Source organism: Candidatus Cloacimonadota bacterium, from assembly GCA_028706475.1.
Classification (GTDB): Bacteria; Cloacimonadota; Cloacimonadia; order Cloacimonadales; family Cloacimonadaceae; genus UBA5456.
Genome location: JAQWBI010000006.1, coordinates 1 through 17,751, shown reverse-complemented (window position 1 = coordinate 17,751; position 17,751 = coordinate 1). Strand labels below are relative to the sequence as shown.

Genomic DNA, 17,751 nt, shown 5'->3' with positions numbered 1-17,751 from the left:
TAGCTTAATCCAGGATGTGTTTACATTTTGGGCATTGCAGATAGTGCCCCTTGTCTTTGCTGTACTTTTCCGATAAATAATGGTTTCCGCAATTGGGACAGCTTTGAGCCACCGGTTTATCGTTTGAAATCCACTTACAATCGGGATAGCGGGAGCAGGCATAAAAGGGGCTGCCTTTTTTGCTGCGACGTGCTACCACTTCGCCTTTCTGGCAATCCGGGCATACGATACCAAGGGTTTTGGGACGTGAATATTTACACTTGGGATATGTGCTACAAGCAATGAAAGCGCCGAATTTTCCGGTTCGCTCCACCAATGGATTACCGCATTCCGGACATTTCTCATCCAAAGTGGGGGGTACCAGTATCTTGATCTTGCCGTCGGCATCCCTGGTGAAGCTTTTACTGTTCTTGCACTTGGGATATTGGTCACAGGAGAGAAATTCACCACTGCGCGAGCGTTTGATTACCATCTTGCCTACCTTGCAGACATCACAGATGATACCAGTCTCCTGGATCATTGCTTGCTTTTCTTTCTTCACATCCACTTTGGCAATGAGGGATTGCATATCCTGATAGTACTTCTTTACTAGGTCATGCCATACCACTTTGCCGTATTCCACTTCATCCAGCTTGTCTTCCATGTCAGCAGTGAACTTCACATTGAACAGACTGTCGAACTTGTCGGTAAGAAAACTATTTACGTCTTTGCCCAGAGGAGTGGGGACAAATGCCTTTTTCTCCATGTTCACATACTTGCGGTTGCGGATGGTGCTGATAATGCTGGCGTAGGTGGAAGGCCTGCCAATTCCTTTGGCTTCCAGTTCCTTGATGAGCGAAGCTTCCGTATAGCGCGAAGGTGGACTGGTATAGTGCTGAGATCTACGTAATGCACTGTGTTCCAGAGAGTCATTCTTGCTATAATCTTTACTGATTTTTTCTCCCAAAGGGATGTTCACATGGGAATAACATTTTAAAAAGCCTTCTTCGCTGATATGGTTTCCAGTAGCGCCAAAGCTTGCTTCGCCGATGCTGATCACAGCGGTGGTCGCCAAGACTTTGGCACTCTTCATTTGAGTAGCAATAAAGCGTTGCCAGATGAGTGTATAAAGCTTTAGCTGATCATTGTTGAGATGTGCCTGCAAGCTCTCTGGAGTCTTGAAGGGGTCTGTGGGGCGGATGGCTTCATGAGCATCCTGAGCGCCTTGCTTGCTTTTGTACACCCTGGTTCCAGTATGTAGCAGGTCATCCCCAAAACGCTGAGAGATAAGCTCTTTGCACGCTGCAATCGCTTCATCGGAGATGCGAGTGCTGTCGGTACGCATGTATGTGATTAAACCGCTGCTGTCACCACCCAAATCAATCCCTTCATATAGTTCCTGGGCAATGCTCATCGTTCTCTGAGCCTGAAATGCGAGTATCTTGGATGCTTCCTGTTGCAATGTGCTGGTAATAAAAGGAGGCGGAGGCTCTACGCTGCGGGTTTTGCGGGTGATGGATTCCAGCACGGCATCCTGGTTTTTCAGGCTCGTTGCTATGATTTCGGCTTCGTCCTGATTTGCCACTGTTATCTTCTTGCCTTTTACTTTTTCCAATCCTGCTTTGAACTTAGGCAGGTCATCACGCCAGAAATCGGCCTCAATCTTCCAGAACTCTTTGGGCTCGAAGGCGTTTATCTCAGCTTCTCGTTCGCATATGATGCGTAACGCTACAGATTGTACTCTGCCGGCAGAGAGATCTTTTGCGATCACTTTCCATAAAAGGGGAGAGATGCTGTATCCTACCACTCTGTCTAAAACTCTGCGGGCTTGTTGGGCATCTACTTTAGCGATGTCTATGCTCCCTGGCTGTGATATGGCAGTGGCAATAGCCTTTGACGTGATCTCGTTGAACACTATGCGATACAGCGATTTACCCTTACTTTCTTTGTCCAAAACCTTACTAAGATGCCAGGCAATTGCTTCTCCTTCACGGTCATGGTCGCTGGCAAGATAGATGGTATCCGCTTTTTCGGCTGCTTCTTTTAGCTCTTTTATTACCTTGCTTTTCTTTTTGTCGGTTACATAACTGGGTTTGAAATCATGCTCGACATCCACTCCCAAGTCATGATCAGGAAGGTCTCGAATGTGCCCCATGGAGGCTTTTACTGTATATTGGTTTTGTAAGAACTTACTGATAGTGTGTGCTTTGGCGGGAGATTCTACAATTATCAGATTCTTTGCCATTTAGTTATCCTCTTGCTCGTGGATGCCACAGCATTTTTTGTATTTCTTACCGCTTCCACAGGGACAGGGATCATTACGCCCAATTTTGGGTGCTACCTGAACCGGACGGATCTTCATTTCTGTTCCGCCAAATTCCGGAGGAGGGGTAGCAGAGCTGGTGTAATCTTGTTCCCGGTTGTTAATAAAACTATTCACTGCTTCATGCGTCATATTTGCGCCCTTCAGCATATCCTGCATATCCATCATCTGCTCCCGGGTGAGGAGATAGGTGGTGTAAACGCGTTTGGTAACGTTTTCCTGGATGCGGGAGATGAGCCCTTCAAAGAGAGCGAAACTCTCCTTTTTGTACTCTATCAGGGGGTCTTTATTGGCGTATGATCTCAGATATACACCTTCCTTTAGAAGATCCATTTCGTGCAGATGATCGCGCCATTCGCTGTCCACTACTTCCAGGAGCGATCGGCGTTCGATATCACGCATAATCTCTTCGCCAAATTGCCTTTCTCTGCGTTCATAAGCTTCATCGGCAATATCGTAGAGTGTGTTCAGCAGCAGTTCCTGATTCAGGTGATCGCTATCCAGGTCTTCTACCCGAAAGCTGATGTTCAATACCTTGAAATAGCTGCAAATCCTTCCCAATTCCCATTCCTCGGGGTACTGGGAGGCAGCGCAGACGTCATTTACTACGCGGTCGATGGTTTCATGGATCATTTCCTGGATCTCGCCTTTGAGATTGTAGCCCTTCAATACGCTACGCCGATAGCTGTATATTACCTCGCGTTGCTGATTCATCACTTCGTCGTATTTGATCAGGTTTTTGCGGATCTCAAAGTTGTGCTCTTCCACTCGGGTCTGAGCTTTTTCCACAGCTTTGGTCATCATAGGATGCCGGATGGCTTCACCTTGTTTTAGTCCAATTCTCTGCATCAATGGAGCCATGCGGTCACTGCCAAAGAGACGCATCAAGTCATCTTCCAGAGAGAGATAGAATCTGGATGTTCCCGGATCCCCCTGGCGCCCGGCACGACCGCGAAGCTGGCGGTCAATTCTGCGGCTTTCATGGCGTTCACTGCCTATCACATGAAGACCGTCCAAAGGCAATCCATAAGGATGTTCTTTCGTGCGTGATTTGGTGAGGTCTCGGTAGCTCTCCACACTCTGGCTTACTACACTTTCTCCCAGCTTGATGTCAGTTCCGCGGCCAGCCATATTTGTGGCGATGGTAACGGCACCGGGAGAACCTGCCATGGTGATGATTTCCGCTTCCCTCTGATGTTGCCTGGCGTTTAGCACGTTGTGGGCAATTCCGTGACGGCGCAGGAGGCGGGAGAGTATTTCGGATACTTCCACGCTAACTGTACCGACCAATACGGGTTTTTTCTGCTTGTGCCAGTAAATTATCTCATCGATAATAGCCTGGTATTTCTCGTTTTTGGTGAGATAGATGTCGTCGTCGTGATCAATGCGTGTGACGGGGACGTTGGTGGGAATAGCAACAACCGGAAGCTTGTATATCTCCATAAACTCGGCTTCTTCCGTAACGGCCGTTCCAGTCATACCGGCGAGCTTTTCAAACATGCGGAAGTAGTTTTGCAGCGTAATGGTGGCAAAGGTCTGCGTTCCGGCTTCGATGGCAACGTTTTCTTTGGCTTCCAAAGCTTGATGCAGACCGTCAGAAAAACGGCGCCCGGGCATCTGGCGTCCTGTGAACTCATCCACGATAATCACCTTGTTGTCGATTACCACGTATTCCTGATTGTTATCAAACAAAGTAAAGGCTTTTAGTAGTTGGTTGATGTTGTGCAGCATTTCGCTCTTATCCATGAAGTGGCCGGTGGCAATCTCACGTTCACGTGCTTTGACCTCTTCCGGGATACCCTCTTTGGCATCAATCTCACCCAGAATATCGTCAAGTGTGCGGACGACAAACAAATCGGGGTCTTTGCGGCTAAGCATATCCCGCCCCTTTTCGCAAAGGTCAACGCTGTTCTGGCGCTCTTCAACTATGAAGAAAAGCAAATCATCCAGTTCAGTCATCTTTTTGTCGCGCAGGTAGATGCCTTCAGTGTCTTGAACCAGGCGCTTCAGCGATGCATCCTGCATCAGCTTCTGAAATGCCTTGTTCTTTGGAGCGCCACGCTTTACCAGCAAGAGGTTACGTGCCAGTCGACTGTCTGAAGCATTGGGATTGTCCTCTTTCAGGTCTTCTCTAATCTCGCTGAGGAAGCGGTTTATCAAGGTATTTTGGGCTTGGACTACGGCGGAAATGCCGGGTCTCAGTTCATGATAAAAATTCTTATCTTGAGCAATGGGTCCGCTAATGATCAGCGGAGTTCTGGCTTCGTCAATCAGGATGCTGTCCACTTCGTCAACTATGGCAAAATAGAAATCTCTCTGTACCAATTGATTGGGGCTAACCGCCATATTGTCCCGAAGATAGTCGAAGCCAAATTCACTATTCATACCATAAGTAACATCAGCAGCATAGGCTTCGCGGCGGGATTCGTGATCCATACCGGTGGTGATGCAACCCACAGTGAGGCCATGGAAGTTGAAGATGGGACTCATCCATTCCGCATCACGGCTGGCCAGATAGTCGTTTACGGTTACCAGGTGAGCTCCGCGTCCAAGCAGGGCGTTCAAAAACAAGGGAAGCGTGGCTACTAGGGTCTTTCCTTCACCAGTGGCCATCTCTGCTATCTTGCCGTCGTGCAACACCATACCCCCGATTAATTGCACATCAAAAGGTACCATGTTCCAGCGGACGGGATTGCCTTTCACCATGAATTCCTTGCCTACCATTCTGCGACATGTATCCTTCACGATGGCAAAGACTTCAGGCAGGTATTCGTCCAGAGTTGCCTTATTCAGTTCTTTCAGTTTCTTCTGCTGGCTGTCTATCTGATTGTCGATATTGTTGCGTTCCGAATCTTCTGTGGCCTCTCTGAACGCTTCACGTAAGGCCTCCAATTCGCGGCGGGCGGGAGCTAATTTATCTTGGATCTCGGTCTTGATCTCAGTAACGCGATCAATCAATTGCTCGTCTTCGTATTGTGACAAGCCTTTGTAGATATCATTTATCTCTGCCACAAGCGGTTCGTAGCGCTTGAGGTCCAGACTGGATTTATCTCCGAATATTTTCCTAAGAATCTTTTCGAGCATGGTTCTTCCTTTATGATAGTCCGTACGAAAACAGGGTGGATATCCGAACTTCAATTTACCCTGACAGTCATAAAAACGGATTGGGCTATTATGTCAATTATTTTAGTATTGGTTGCAGTATGACAGCGTATTATCAAGGACTTGGCAGAATGGCTGGTAACAGAGCATGGTGGTGCCTGCTGGCATCTTTACACCTGCAGCTTTTGAACGATTCCCTCCCCGCAATTTCTGCAGATCTCATACTTGCTGCGATCCTGCAGGATCTGTCCGCGTATTTCGTTCATGGCGCTACCTTGCCACAGGCTTTTGAAGCTATGCTCAGATACAATCCCGATATTGAACTGTAAGTCTTTATCATAGCAACAAATGCATAGTTCTCCATCCCAGTTGATCACGGGCTGGGTCCAAAGTCTGCGGCAACGGTTCAATAACCTGGTTTTCAGCTCAAAGTGCTTTCCTTCGGCTATGTATCTGCTCATACGATGATCGGATGGCAAAAAGACAAGATCATCCTCAGTGTAAATCTGCACAGATTTAAACTCCAGCTTATCTACTCCGACTTCCTTTGCCATTTGTTTTACCTGTGCGATCTCATGTTCGTTTTGCTTCATTACGATGAATTGCCAGATTAATTGAGGGTTTCCATAATGCAAATCCCGCTTTGCTTTTACCAAGGCTTTCATGTTTTCCAACACCAGATTGTAATTGCCGTTTACCCGGTATTGATTGTATGTGGTCTCGGTGATGCCGTCCATTGAGATGATAATCTTGTTGAGTCCGCTTTGAACAATCGCTTTGGCATCCAGATTCAGGCTGGCATTGGTGGATATCATAGTATATAGCTCTTTGGAAGAGGCGTAGCGCAACATTGAGATGCAATCCGGATTCAAGAAAGGCTCGCCTTGATTCCACATAATCAGCATTCCCACTTTACGATAAACCTCATCTACTATGGTGCGGAAGCTTTGGATGGACAACATGCCCCGCGGACGCTTCAGACTGTTGTTACCACTGGGACAGAGGGGGCAATGCAGATTACAAATGTTCGTAGGCTCTATCATCAATGCTGGCGGAAAGTGATTGATGATCACCCTCTTATGAAACAAAGAGCGACGATAGTCCAGCCATATTCCCGCGGCGTTTCGCGCCCTTTGATACTTCGAGAAAGCTATAGCTATATCGCGGTTTTGGGCTATGCTCATCAGATCTCGGCTTTATGCAGGAATACGAAGCCCAAGAGGCAAAAAAACAGATTTGGAGCCCATGCAGCCCAGACTGGCGGAATCACCCCATTATACCCCAGACTCTGACTTACCTGTACCACAATCAGATAGGCAAAACATACCACCAATCCCAGCATAAACACCCAGCCGCGTCCCTTGCTGCGCACATTCGATGTGGCAATTGGGATGAAGAAGAAGATCACGATCAGATTTGTGAGGGGGAATGCCAGTTTCATGTGAAGATCCACAATCTCCCGGCTGGCATCTTCGCCCATTTTCTGCAATCTGCCAATGTAATCCCATAGCTCCAGAAAGTCCAGCGAAAGAGTCTTCTTTGTGATGCGGATAAAATCCTGTGGTTCTACATTCAGGATAGGCATCGTGGTACTGGGGTAATACTTGGAATACACCTGCTTACCCCCGGAGAAACGCCTGATATCACATTCAATGAGTTCCCAATTGTCACCATTCCACAAAGCGCTGGATGCACTCACTTTCTCTGTGATCTCATTGTTATCAAAGTCCACTTTGGTAAGGTCGATTACTCTCAATGTATTTTTGTAACCATCAAAGAAACCAAAGTAATAGAAGTCGTTGTCGTCTCCCCGATAGTGAATCCGGGCTTTTAACATCTGATCGTCAGGTTGCTCTCCCTTAATCTTTACATTGTAAACCACGTTACGCTGAGTCTCAGCATAAGGCAACAGATACTCGCCCATGGCTGCAATGGCAATAGAGATCAGCAATCCTACTCCGAATAAGGGTAGCATGGAGCGTTTGATGCTGATTCCTGCAGCGCGGATTGCTACAGATTCATTATGCTTTGCCAGGCCATTCATCATGAACAAACCGGCCAGAAGCACAGTTACGGGGGAGGTGAGTACAATCAGATAAGGCAAGCGTAACAGGTAGTAAGTGATGGCGAGATCAAAAGTAGCCCCTGCTTTTAAGAGCCGGGGGAGATTGTCTACCACATCAATCACGATAAAGACTACGGCAAAGCTGAAGAAGATAATAAAGTAAGTGCGAAGAAACTCGCGCAGGATATAACGGTCAAGCTTTCGCATCAGTGTACCACCTCATCCGGAGGAGGAGTCTTCCCGTTTCTCAAGTGTTTTATGCGCCACATCAGTACTTGCATATCAAAAAAGCGCTTTTCTCGTATTGAGCCCCAGATCAACAGACATGCCATGATAAAGAATACTATGTTTGATAACCACATGGAAATGAAGGGATTGAGGTTGCCCTTATCCGCCAGTTGCTCTCCCATGTTCAAGGCAACATAATAAACTAGAAAGATTATGCTGGATACGCTGAAGGCCATACCGATTCCGCTGGTTCGTGTCATCAGCCCCAAGGGAACGCCGATCATTACAAAGATTATGATGGCAAAAGATAATGCAAACTTCTTGTGATATTCCACTTCAAGTGCCTGGATGTTAGCTTCCAGTTCCTGAATCCGGTTCAGGGCAACTTGCTTCATGGATTGCAGGCGTCGCTGTTCAGTTTGTGCTGCATAGGGATTCGGATTTAATGAACCTGCTTCAATGCGGGATTCCAGTTTCCGGAGCTCTTCCTGTTTCCCTGCCAGTTCTTTCTTTCTGTCGCTCAAGGCGCTGGTAAGCTGTTGATAAGTCATCTCCCTGTCGCTTCGATATCCGGTTTCCATGAAGTCGGTTCTATTACCCAGGTCTTTTACATTGATTATGTATTTGGTGAAATTGGTGGTTTGATACTTCCCTGCCTCACGTTCGTTGCGTTGCTGCATCTGACCATTCTGCAGAGTAATGCGTAAAGCGTTGCCGTTATTCATCTGGATTACTGTACCGCTTTCCGCATAAATAGTGCGGGGAAATCTGCTCTCACTGCGATCGTATATGATTACATCCCGCAGCTCTTCTTCCGTGTTTTCTGAACACCATACAGTGTAATCCAGCAGGTGATTGTACTCTCCCTCCTCGATGATGGTCATTGGTTTATAATATGCCACTTTCAACATCAGATTCTTCAGCTTGTGATTGGTGTCCGGTAGAAACCAATGGTTGAAGTACACCATCAGTCCGGTTAACAAGATAGCGACAATGAAGAGGAGACTGAGCATGGAATAGATGTTTACACCGCTGGATTTTACTGCTATAATCTCGCGATCCACGCTCATCCTCCCAAAGGCAAGAATGGTAGCTACCAATACTGCCATAGGGATGGACAACGCTAACATATAGGGCATCGACAAACCGAAGACTTCCAGGACGATACCGATCGGCAATTGTTTCTCGATGATGAGATTCATCAGATCGATAATACGGTCGATCAGTAATACAAAGGTGACCACCAAGAGCGAGATCAGGAAGGGGGAGATGTGTTCCTTCAGGATATATCGCTTCAAGATCATTCTGAGCTCTCCATCATATCCAGCAATTCGTCTTCACTAATGATACTCACAGTACCCATTTTCTCCGCTTTGCTGAGCTTGGAACCCGGTTTATCTCCTACCACCAGGTAGTCCAGGGCTTTGGATACTCCGCTAAGGATCTTCCCGCCATGACTTTGGATCAGGGCTTCAAGGTCTTTTCGGCCATAATGGATCATGCTTCCTGTGATCAGAAAGCTCTTTCCTGCCAGTTTATCCGAGCGGCTTTCATAGCGGTAAGTCATGGGTATGCCAAGTTGAACTAGTTTATTTATCAGTTCCTGGTTTTTAGGATTGTCAAAGTAATCTCTGATGGCGCGCGCTATTTTGGCTCCAACCTCAGGCACTGCGCTCAACTCATCTATGCTCGCTGCTTGAAGGTTTTCGATATTACCAAAGTGTTGAGCCAGATTACGTGCTGTCACAGCCCCCACAAAGCGAATGCCTAAGGCAAAGAGCACTTTGTCAAAATTCTGCTGTTTGGAGTTTTGAACAGCTTGCCTCAGGTTACTAGCGCTCTTTTCTCCCATCCGGTCAAGAGCTGCAACCCGCGCATAATCTATTTGGTAGATGTCTTCAATGCTTTGTATTATGCCTTCTTCCAGCAAGCGAATGACAGATGAAGAGCCCAAGCCCATGATGTCCATAGCTTCTCTAGAGGCAAAGTGTTCGATGCTGCGGGCTAATTGCGCCGGGCAATCTGCAGATGTGCAATATTCGATAGCTGCTTCTGATTCGCGGGAAAGAGGGCTGTGGCATACGGGGCAGCTATCAGGGAGAGTCACTTCTTTAGCTTTGGGATCTCTCACAGATGTGTTTACAGATAGAATTTTGGGGATTATCTCGCCGCTTTTTACGATTCTTACTACATCGCCTTCGTGAATATCCAGACGGCGGATCTCGTCGAAATTGTGCAAAGTGCAGCGAGAGACTGTGCTACCAGAGATATACACAGGTTCGAGGATTGCCACTGGAGTGATGGCGCCGGTTCTGCCTACTTGAAATTCGACATTCAGCAATTTGCTTTCTTTCTCTTCCGGTTTGAACTTGTATGCGATGGCCCATTTTGGGCTTTTGGCTGTAAATCCCAGTTGCTTTTGCAGTGCAAAATCATTGATCTTTACCACAACTCCGTCGATGTCGTATTCCAGCTTTCCGCGCAGCCCCTCCATCCTGCTACAGAAGTTTGAGAGGCTCACCTTATCGCGACACATTATATAGTTTTCAGCCACTGGGAATCCCTCTTCTTTCAACCATTCCAAGAGCTCAGTTTGGCTATTTGCTGGAGCTTGATGACTTACATATCCAATAGTGTAAAAGAGGGCACGTAATGGGCGTTTTGCCACCAAATCCCTGTCTTTCAGCTTAATTGATCCAGCAGCAGCATTACGTGGATTTGCAAAGACCTTTTCATCCGCTTCTCTCCGCTCTTCATTCATCTTCAAAAAGTCTTTGATGGGGAAGTATATCTCGCCTCGGATCTCTATCTCGCCCTTGTAATTGATCTCTTGCGGTATTCCCGGTATAGTAAGGAAGTTTCGTGTAACATCCTCCCCTTCCACACCGTCTCCACGAGTGCTGGCATAACGTAGATTTCCCTCCTGATAGAACAGGTTGATCCCAAAGCCATCGATTTTAAGCTCGGCACATACTGCCGGCCTATCTGTATACTCCATGGCGATTTTATCCCACCATGCAGTCAATTCCAGAAGGGAATAGGCATTGTCCAGGCTAATCATACGCTGTTTGTGGGGGATTGTTTTCCCTGAGGCGGAAAGATCGCTGCCAACCTCTGCCAGTACTGTCGGCACCGGTTTCTCCAACTTGGCACTCAATTCCTTCAGTTCCTGCACCAGCAGGTCGTATTCAAAATCTGATATTTCTGGATTCGCATCGCGATAATACAGCTCATTATGCCTTTTGATTTCGGCACTTAGTTGATTTATTCTGTTTTCAATCTCTTTAATTGTCATGGCAGATAATAAAGGGAGGGTCGGCGATCCGCAAAAGCATTATTGAAGTCTGTAACTTGTTTTGAAATAGCCAGTTCAGGGTCTATCTGCACACTGTAGATGGCTTCTTCCGTGTCGTTCATGCGGATTAGTATTTCGCCTTTGGTACCCATTATTTGGCTGCCTCCGGTAAAGTACTCGCTATATTCGCCGTTAATCTCTGTCCCGGTTCGGTTGGATGTGATGCTAAAGACACGGTTTTCCAAAGAACGGGTCTTCATGGCTTCCTGACACCAGGGGAGCACTAGGTTGGCTGGATGACATATAATCTGTGCTCCTTTCAGAGCCAGGCTGCGTGCTGATTCGGGGAATTGCCAATCGAAGCATATCATCATCCCGATCTTGACCCCGCTTTTGGCTTCACACGCAAAGAAAGCTTTATCGCCGGGGCTGAAGAAGAGCTTTTCACGATAGAATAGATGAATCTTGCGATATACGTAGTAGCTGCCATCGGGATTTAGCAAAGCGCTGCTATTGTAATACTTATCCCCATCCTTTTCTGGCAATCCATAACAAATAGAGCAATCGAGCTTGCGAGCCAATTGAAGTAGTGACTTAAAATACTCGCCGTCCGGAATGCTTTCTGCTACTTTAGCTACTTCTTCCTGGCTCTTAAACACATAACCAGATAATGCCAATTCGGGCAGTACCACCAAGTCGCTTTTAATCTGCATCAGCATATCGTGGATCTTGATATAGTTCTCTTTTGGCTTCATAAACTGAGGCAGGTACTGCAAGACCGATACTGTATATTTCATTGTTTCACCCTCATCAGTGGAGCTATAGCTCTGTCGAAATTACCCATAACTTTGGAGATGGCTAGCCCATAATTTGTAATAGGTACTCCCCGGCGATGGCATTCCACTATTCTACGATTCATTTCCGCAACGTTTATCATACAACCTCCGCAGTGGATGCATAAAGCATAGTCTTCCAGATTATCGGGAAAGTCGTGCCCAGCATAAGTATCGAAAGTAATGTCTTTCTTACTATAGTTGGATATCCACCTCGGTAGTTTTACTCTTCCAATATCGTCCTTTTGCACATGATGGGAGCAAGCCTCCGCAATCAGGACTTTATCCCTATTCTGAAGATTATCTATCTGATTTGTACCGCTTAGCAGGATGTCCAGCTCTCCTTTATAACGAGCGAAAAGGATGGAAAACGTGGTTAGTTCTATCCCTTCAGGAGTATCCCGGTTTACTTGCTCTAAGGCTTGTGAATCCGTAACCACCAGATCCGGGGGTTCTTTCATCATGGCCAGAGCGTCTTTCAGTTCAGTATCTTTTACTACGATGGCTTGTGCGTCATGATCCAGGATATCGCGGATAGCTTGAACTTGCGGCAGGATAAGGCGACCCTTGGGTGCAGCGCTGTCGATGGGGCACACCAATACCACTTTGGCTTTGGGTTTAATGATATCCCCTAGCAGGACACGGTTTTCGCTAAGATGTTTGGGTGCCAGACGCACTAATAGATTCTTGGCTTCATCAATGCCGCGTTTCTCCTTTGCACTTACATGTACAGAAGGAATGTTCCGCAGGCTGCAGTATTCTATGTTTTGGGAGTCTGTATCGTATAAATCGGCTTTATTGAAGGTCATCAACAGTGGAATTTCCATTTCCTGCACTCGGTCAAGCATCTGCAATTCACTATCTGAGAATGGAGCTCCGTCGCTTACAAAGATCACGATATCTGCCCGGTAGAGGATCTTGCGGGTGGCAGCCACGCGTTTTTTGCCCAAGTCGCCTTCATCGTCCACTCCGGCTGTATCATAAAAAGTAACAGGGCCCAAGGGCAGCAATTCATAATGCTTGTCAACGGGATCAGTAGTAGTGCCGGGAACCTCCGAGACTATTGCGATTTCCTGTCCTACCAGAGCGTTGATCAGGCTGGATTTACCCGCATTACGTTTGCCAACTAGGGCAATGATCAATCTCTCTCCACGGGGAGTAGTAGCCATCTATATGCTCCATAATTACTTAGTTTTCTTTTCACGCAAGCTTGCTAGCAAATATCCGTCAAGTTCTTTTTCAAAATGACAGCCATCCAACCGTTCAGATATGGTAGAATCTACTTCAGTTTACCCAAATATTATCCTAGAGTTCCAACCACCTTTGCTATCTGCTTCTGTTAATAAAGTCAATATGTGGCTTTGGCTTGCATAGTTACCACCCCGCAATTGAACTCCATTTTGGGTTTAAGTAAGCGCTTCCAGCTCCTTTTGCAAAGAATCCAGCTTCTGTCGGCTCAGATTCAGTCCCTTTATACTCTCGCTGCTATCCCGGATTTGCTTGCAGGTTACGATACCGTCTGCCAACAGTGCAGTCTTATCAGCTTTACTTAGCGAACTGAGGACGGTGATCGGAAATATCTTCTCATTCTCAATGACATCCTTTAGTGCTTTGGATTTGGGATGATCCCAGCCCATAAGCTGGATGCCTTTGCATCTACTGTATTGGACGGAATCCGGAGTAAACCTGGAGTTCGTAACTATCCAGGTTACAAACTTACTATCCTTGTAGGGCTTTTCTTCGCGTAGTTTTTCTACGATGTCCTCCACACGTGAGTGAACATAGAGCGGCACTTGAACGCTCACGCTGTTTCCCTGTTTTACAGAAAACTTGCATTCCACCAGGATCAGTTCATTGCCTTTGGATGCCAATACATCCATTTCGTGAGTAACAGACGCTCCTTGCATTACTAGTGCGGTTCTCACTGTGTATCCCCAGTGTTTGAATACCTCTCCGATAAAAACCTCGAAAGGATGGCCGCTGGGACCCATTTCCATGATCGCTGTTTTCAGCTTGTAATGCGATGCCCCAGCTTTACTCAAGCGCTTGAAATTGCTGTATGCTCTGGCATATATCTGCTTTGTGCTGAGGCCGTCATACACCCATTGGGAGATGTCATCCACGATTGAAGTTATCTCTTCATCCGCTGCTCCGGCATTCTTGAGTGATGCTTTTAGCTTCTCAACGTTAAACGCTTCCAATTGACCGGAAGCTTTCCTGATCATTATCAGAGGTTTGTTAGTTTCATATTGCATTGTTGATTCCTTATATGGATATTGGCCAACTGCGCAGAGACTGTAAGGCAGAACGATCTCGCATATCTATAGCATATAGCAGGCTCATCATCGCTCTGGATTATTATCCCCAAATCCGAATAATTGCGGCTACAGGAATGAGTCAAGTGTTTTGAATGTTGCATCCCAAACCAGCCTTTAGTATGAGTATTTTTACTGAAAACCTGAGATTGTTCTATCTATTATGTTGATGCTTGTCCACAAAGCAGTCTCAATACCACTTATCTATGCAAATAATGGCTTGACCTAATCAATACAATAAAATGAGCATCACCTTCACTAAAATTTGCGAAGGAGACATCATGCAAGGCTATTATCAGATGCCTACAGTTAACGGTGGACAGGTAGTTTTTCTTTCCGAAGATGATCTTTGGACTGTATCCCTGAAAGGTGGTACCGCACACAGACTTAGCTCCAATCTGGGTCCGATGCGTAAACCATTACTCTCGCCAGATGGTAAATGGATTGCATATATGGGAATGGAAGATCGAGTAATCGATATCTATGTGATGCCCTCAGAGGGTGGGCAAGCCACACGATTAACCTGGCAGGGATGCAATTGTATCCCGCTTTGCTGGAAAGGTGACAGGATTATTTATGCCACCACTTATGGATCATTTACTATCCGTGAGTTGTTTCTTTGGGAAGTGGGGCTGGATGGAATGCCACCGGTAAAACTTAACTATGGCCCTGCACTCAGTATCGCGTTTGGCACAAAAGGTGTGGTATTGGGTCGTAATACCACCGATCCCGCTCGCTGGAAAAGGTATCGGGGAGGCACTGCTGGGTATTTTCTGATTGATCCTGATGGTAAGGGTAAGTTTCGCCGGTATTTGGATCTGAACAGCAACCTCAGCTGCCCTATGTGGATAAATGATAGAATCTACTTCATCTCAGACCACGAAGGCATCGGCAATATCTATTCCGCAGATCTAAAAGGCAAAGACATCCGCAAACATAGTTCACATACAGATTACTACGCTCGCAATGCCAAAACCGACGGTAAAAGCATCGTCTGGCAAGCCGGCGGAGACCTCTATTCATTGGATGTTGCCAGCGACAAGTATAAGAAAATCAAAATCGAATATCGTAGTCCCAGAGTTCAGGTTTATCGTAAGTTTGTAGAACCGGGAAAGTACATGAACAGCGTCACTCTCAGTCCCGATGCCGGTTCGGTTTGTATGGACATCCGTGGTAAAGCCTTTTGCGGAGGAGCCTGGGAAGGCAGTATCCAGCAATATGGCAAAAAGCAAGGCGTACATTACTATTGCAGCACCATTCTCCCGAATAATAAAGGTATGCTTACCGTGTCCGATGAAGGCGATATCGAGCATTTTGAGCTGTATCCGATCCGGGCGGATTATGGTTCTGTGGATTCCATAACCAAGCCCAGAATGTTCAAAGGTGATTTTGGCAGACCTTACGAGTTTGTTCCTTCTCCCTGCGGCAAATGGATCGCCTTCTCGAATCATCGAAATGAACTGTGTGTCTTGAATCTGGATACAGAAGAATTGATCAAAATAGATCAAAACAAATTCGGTTTGATTGAGGGATACGACTGGTCTCCGGATAGTCGCTGGATTGCATATTCAAACCAGGAAAACCGGCTTACAAGCAGAATAAAAATCTACGACTTACAAAAGCGGGAAACACACGCCATCACCAATCCTGTAAAGTTTGACCTTGATCCCTGCTTTGATCCGGAAGGGAAATATCTGTATTTTGTATCCAGCCGCACTTTTGAGCCGGTAAGCGACAGCATGCAGTTTTCCTTTTCCTTTATTAAAGACAGAAAGCCCTATCTGATCACACTCAAAAAGGAAACCCGCTCTCCTTTCAATCCTGATCCCAAAGCCCTGGAGCTTAAACCGGAGCAGAAAGACGACAAAAAGAAGGATAAAAAACAGCCCAAAGTAGAACCGGTTGAGATCGATTTTGACGGCATCAGCGAACGGATCGTCGAGATACCTGTTGAAGCAATGTATTTGGGAGGCCTGGCTGCCATTCCAAACAAGATCTTCTACTTCAAATACGACTATACAAAGGTTCGTGTCGAAAATCAAGAGACTCAAGTCGATATCTACTGTTATGATCTGGAGAAGATGGAAGAGCAACTCTTTTTAGCCGGAGTACACTCCTATACCTTCAATATAGACAGATCGGCGATCCTGATCCGGGCAAATAAACAGGTTCGCATCATCTCTACCAAACGTGATCCCAAAAGTGATCTGCCCAAGGAGATGAAACCAGGCAGAGAGACTGGATGGATAGACCTGAACCGCTTTAAAGTAGAGATTGAACCGCTGCAAGAATGGAAACAGATGTTCCGCGAAGGATGGCGTTTGCAAAAGTACTACTTCTGGAACGAAACGATGTCCAATATCGACTGGAAACGAGTGTATAAACTATATTATCCTTTGGTAGAACGAGTGGGTTGCAGGGGAGAATTCTCTGATCTGATGTGGGAAATGCAGGGCGAACTGGGTACTTCACATTGTTACGAATTTGGTGGAGACTACCGTACGGGCCCATCATATCCATTGGGCAAATTAGCTGTGGATTGGAGCTTTAATGCCAGGAATCAACGCTGGAAGATAGACCGCATCATCAAAGGGGATTTTTGGGAAAGCAATAGCCGCTCGCCATTGATGGATCTGGGAATAAACGTTCCTGCAGGCAGCATCGTAAAAGAGATCAACGGCATTCACCTCAGCGCAGAACAAACACCTGAACGATGTCTGGTAAATTATGCCGGTACCAAGGTTCAGCTGTTGGTTACGGATGCTCGGGGACGCAACAAGAAGCTGGTAACAGTAACTCCTATAGCAGATGAATCTGCCCTTCGCTATCGGGATTGGGTGGAGGCAAATCGCGAATATGTTCACCAGAAGAGCAAAGGGAAAGTCGGTTACATCCACATTCCTGATATGGGCCGAGAAGGACTGAAGGAATTCCATCGCTATTTCTTGAGTGAATTGGATTTTGAAGGACTGGTGGTGGATGTCCGCTACAACGGTGGCGGCTCGGTTTCACCTCTGCTGCTGGAAAAGCTGGCACGCAAACGCATCGCTTACGACTGCACCCGTTGGTTTGGCTATGATCCATACCCCAGTGAAGCTCCGGCCGGATCACTGGTGTGTCTTACAAACGAAGCAGCAGGGAGCGATGGCGACATCTTTTCCCATGCCTTTAAACTGATGAAGCTGGGAAAACTGGTTGGAAAGCGAACTTGGGGCGGTGTGATAGGCTTCTGGCCACGTAACTGGTTGGTGGATGGCACCATCACTACTCAACCTGAATTCTCTTTCTGGTTCAAAGATGTGGGTTGGGGCGTGGAAAACTATGGTACCGACCCCGATATCGAAGTGGACAACATGCCGCAGGACTACGCCCAAGGAAAAGATCCGCAATTGGATACTGCCATCAAAGTAGTGCTGGAAGATATCAAGAAGAATCCACCTCTTAAGCCTGATTTCTCAAATAAACCCGATCTGGCCTCCAGATAACTAATCTTTCCTACACCTAAGTGCTTGGAAAATGGAGTGTCGCTAGCGAGAAATAGTTCGTATGTCATTATCCAGCTTTGCGATACCCTTTTAGAGCAGATATGGATTTATCCATCTCTTCGATAT

At 46.5% G+C, this 17,751-nt stretch carries 10 protein-coding genes; 1 reads left to right on the top strand and 9 read right to left on the bottom strand.

Annotation, left to right across the window (positions count from 1 at the left end; translation table 11 throughout):
* Positions 1–4 precede the first annotated feature (4 nt).
* The 9 genes from topA to PHF32_02190 form a co-directional block, all read right to left on the bottom strand.
* Entirely contained in the window at positions 5–2,224 is a 2,220-nt protein-coding gene (gene topA, locus PHF32_02230) for a type I DNA topoisomerase (protein MDD4559547.1), read from the bottom strand.
* The gene (gene secA, locus PHF32_02225; protein MDD4559546.1) at positions 2,225–5,386 is read right to left on the bottom strand and encodes a preprotein translocase subunit SecA; all 3,162 of its coding nucleotides are present in this window, start codon (positions 5,384–5,386) and stop codon (positions 2,225–2,227) included.
* A 188-nt stretch (positions 5,387–5,574) separates the two neighbouring features.
* Positions 5,575–6,588 (bottom strand): radical SAM/SPASM domain-containing protein, encoded by a 1,014-nt coding sequence (locus PHF32_02220; protein ID MDD4559545.1) that lies wholly within the window; start codon positions 6,586–6,588, stop codon positions 5,575–5,577.
* Positions 6,588–7,676, bottom strand: coding sequence for an LptF/LptG family permease (locus tag PHF32_02215; protein MDD4559544.1), 1,089 nt, complete (start codon positions 7,674–7,676; stop codon positions 6,588–6,590). Before PHF32_02215 ends, PHF32_02220 begins: the two co-directional genes overlap by 1 nt.
* Positions 7,676–9,001: an LptF/LptG family permease gene (locus PHF32_02210; GenBank protein MDD4559543.1), complete on the bottom strand. Its 1,326-nt coding sequence runs from the start codon at positions 8,999–9,001 to the stop codon at positions 7,676–7,678. The genes PHF32_02215 and PHF32_02210 overlap by 1 nt, the downstream gene beginning before the upstream one ends.
* Positions 8,998–10,992: an NAD-dependent DNA ligase LigA gene (gene ligA, locus PHF32_02205; GenBank protein ID MDD4559542.1), complete on the bottom strand. Its 1,995-nt coding sequence runs from the start codon at positions 10,990–10,992 to the stop codon at positions 8,998–9,000. Before ligA ends, PHF32_02210 begins: the two co-directional genes overlap by 4 nt.
* A complete protein-coding gene (locus tag PHF32_02200; GenBank protein ID MDD4559541.1) occupies positions 10,989–11,789 on the bottom strand; it encodes a beta-ureidopropionase in 801 nt (266 codons plus the stop codon). Before PHF32_02200 ends, ligA begins: the two co-directional genes overlap by 4 nt.
* The gene (gene hydF, locus PHF32_02195; protein ID MDD4559540.1) at positions 11,786–12,994 is read right to left on the bottom strand and encodes a [FeFe] hydrogenase H-cluster maturation GTPase HydF; all 1,209 of its coding nucleotides are present in this window, start codon (positions 12,992–12,994) and stop codon (positions 11,786–11,788) included. Before hydF ends, PHF32_02200 begins: the two co-directional genes overlap by 4 nt.
* A gap of 237 nt (positions 12,995–13,231) precedes the next feature.
* The gene (locus PHF32_02190; GenBank protein ID MDD4559539.1) at positions 13,232–14,080 is read right to left on the bottom strand and encodes a restriction endonuclease; all 849 of its coding nucleotides are present in this window, start codon (positions 14,078–14,080) and stop codon (positions 13,232–13,234) included.
* A gap of 341 nt (positions 14,081–14,421) precedes the next feature.
* Between PHF32_02190 and PHF32_02185 the strand changes: the two genes are divergently transcribed.
* Positions 14,422–17,625, top strand: a complete 3,204-nt coding sequence (locus tag PHF32_02185; GenBank protein ID MDD4559538.1) for a PDZ domain-containing protein — start codon at positions 14,422–14,424, stop codon at positions 17,623–17,625.
* Positions 17,626–17,751: the final 126 nt, after the last annotated feature.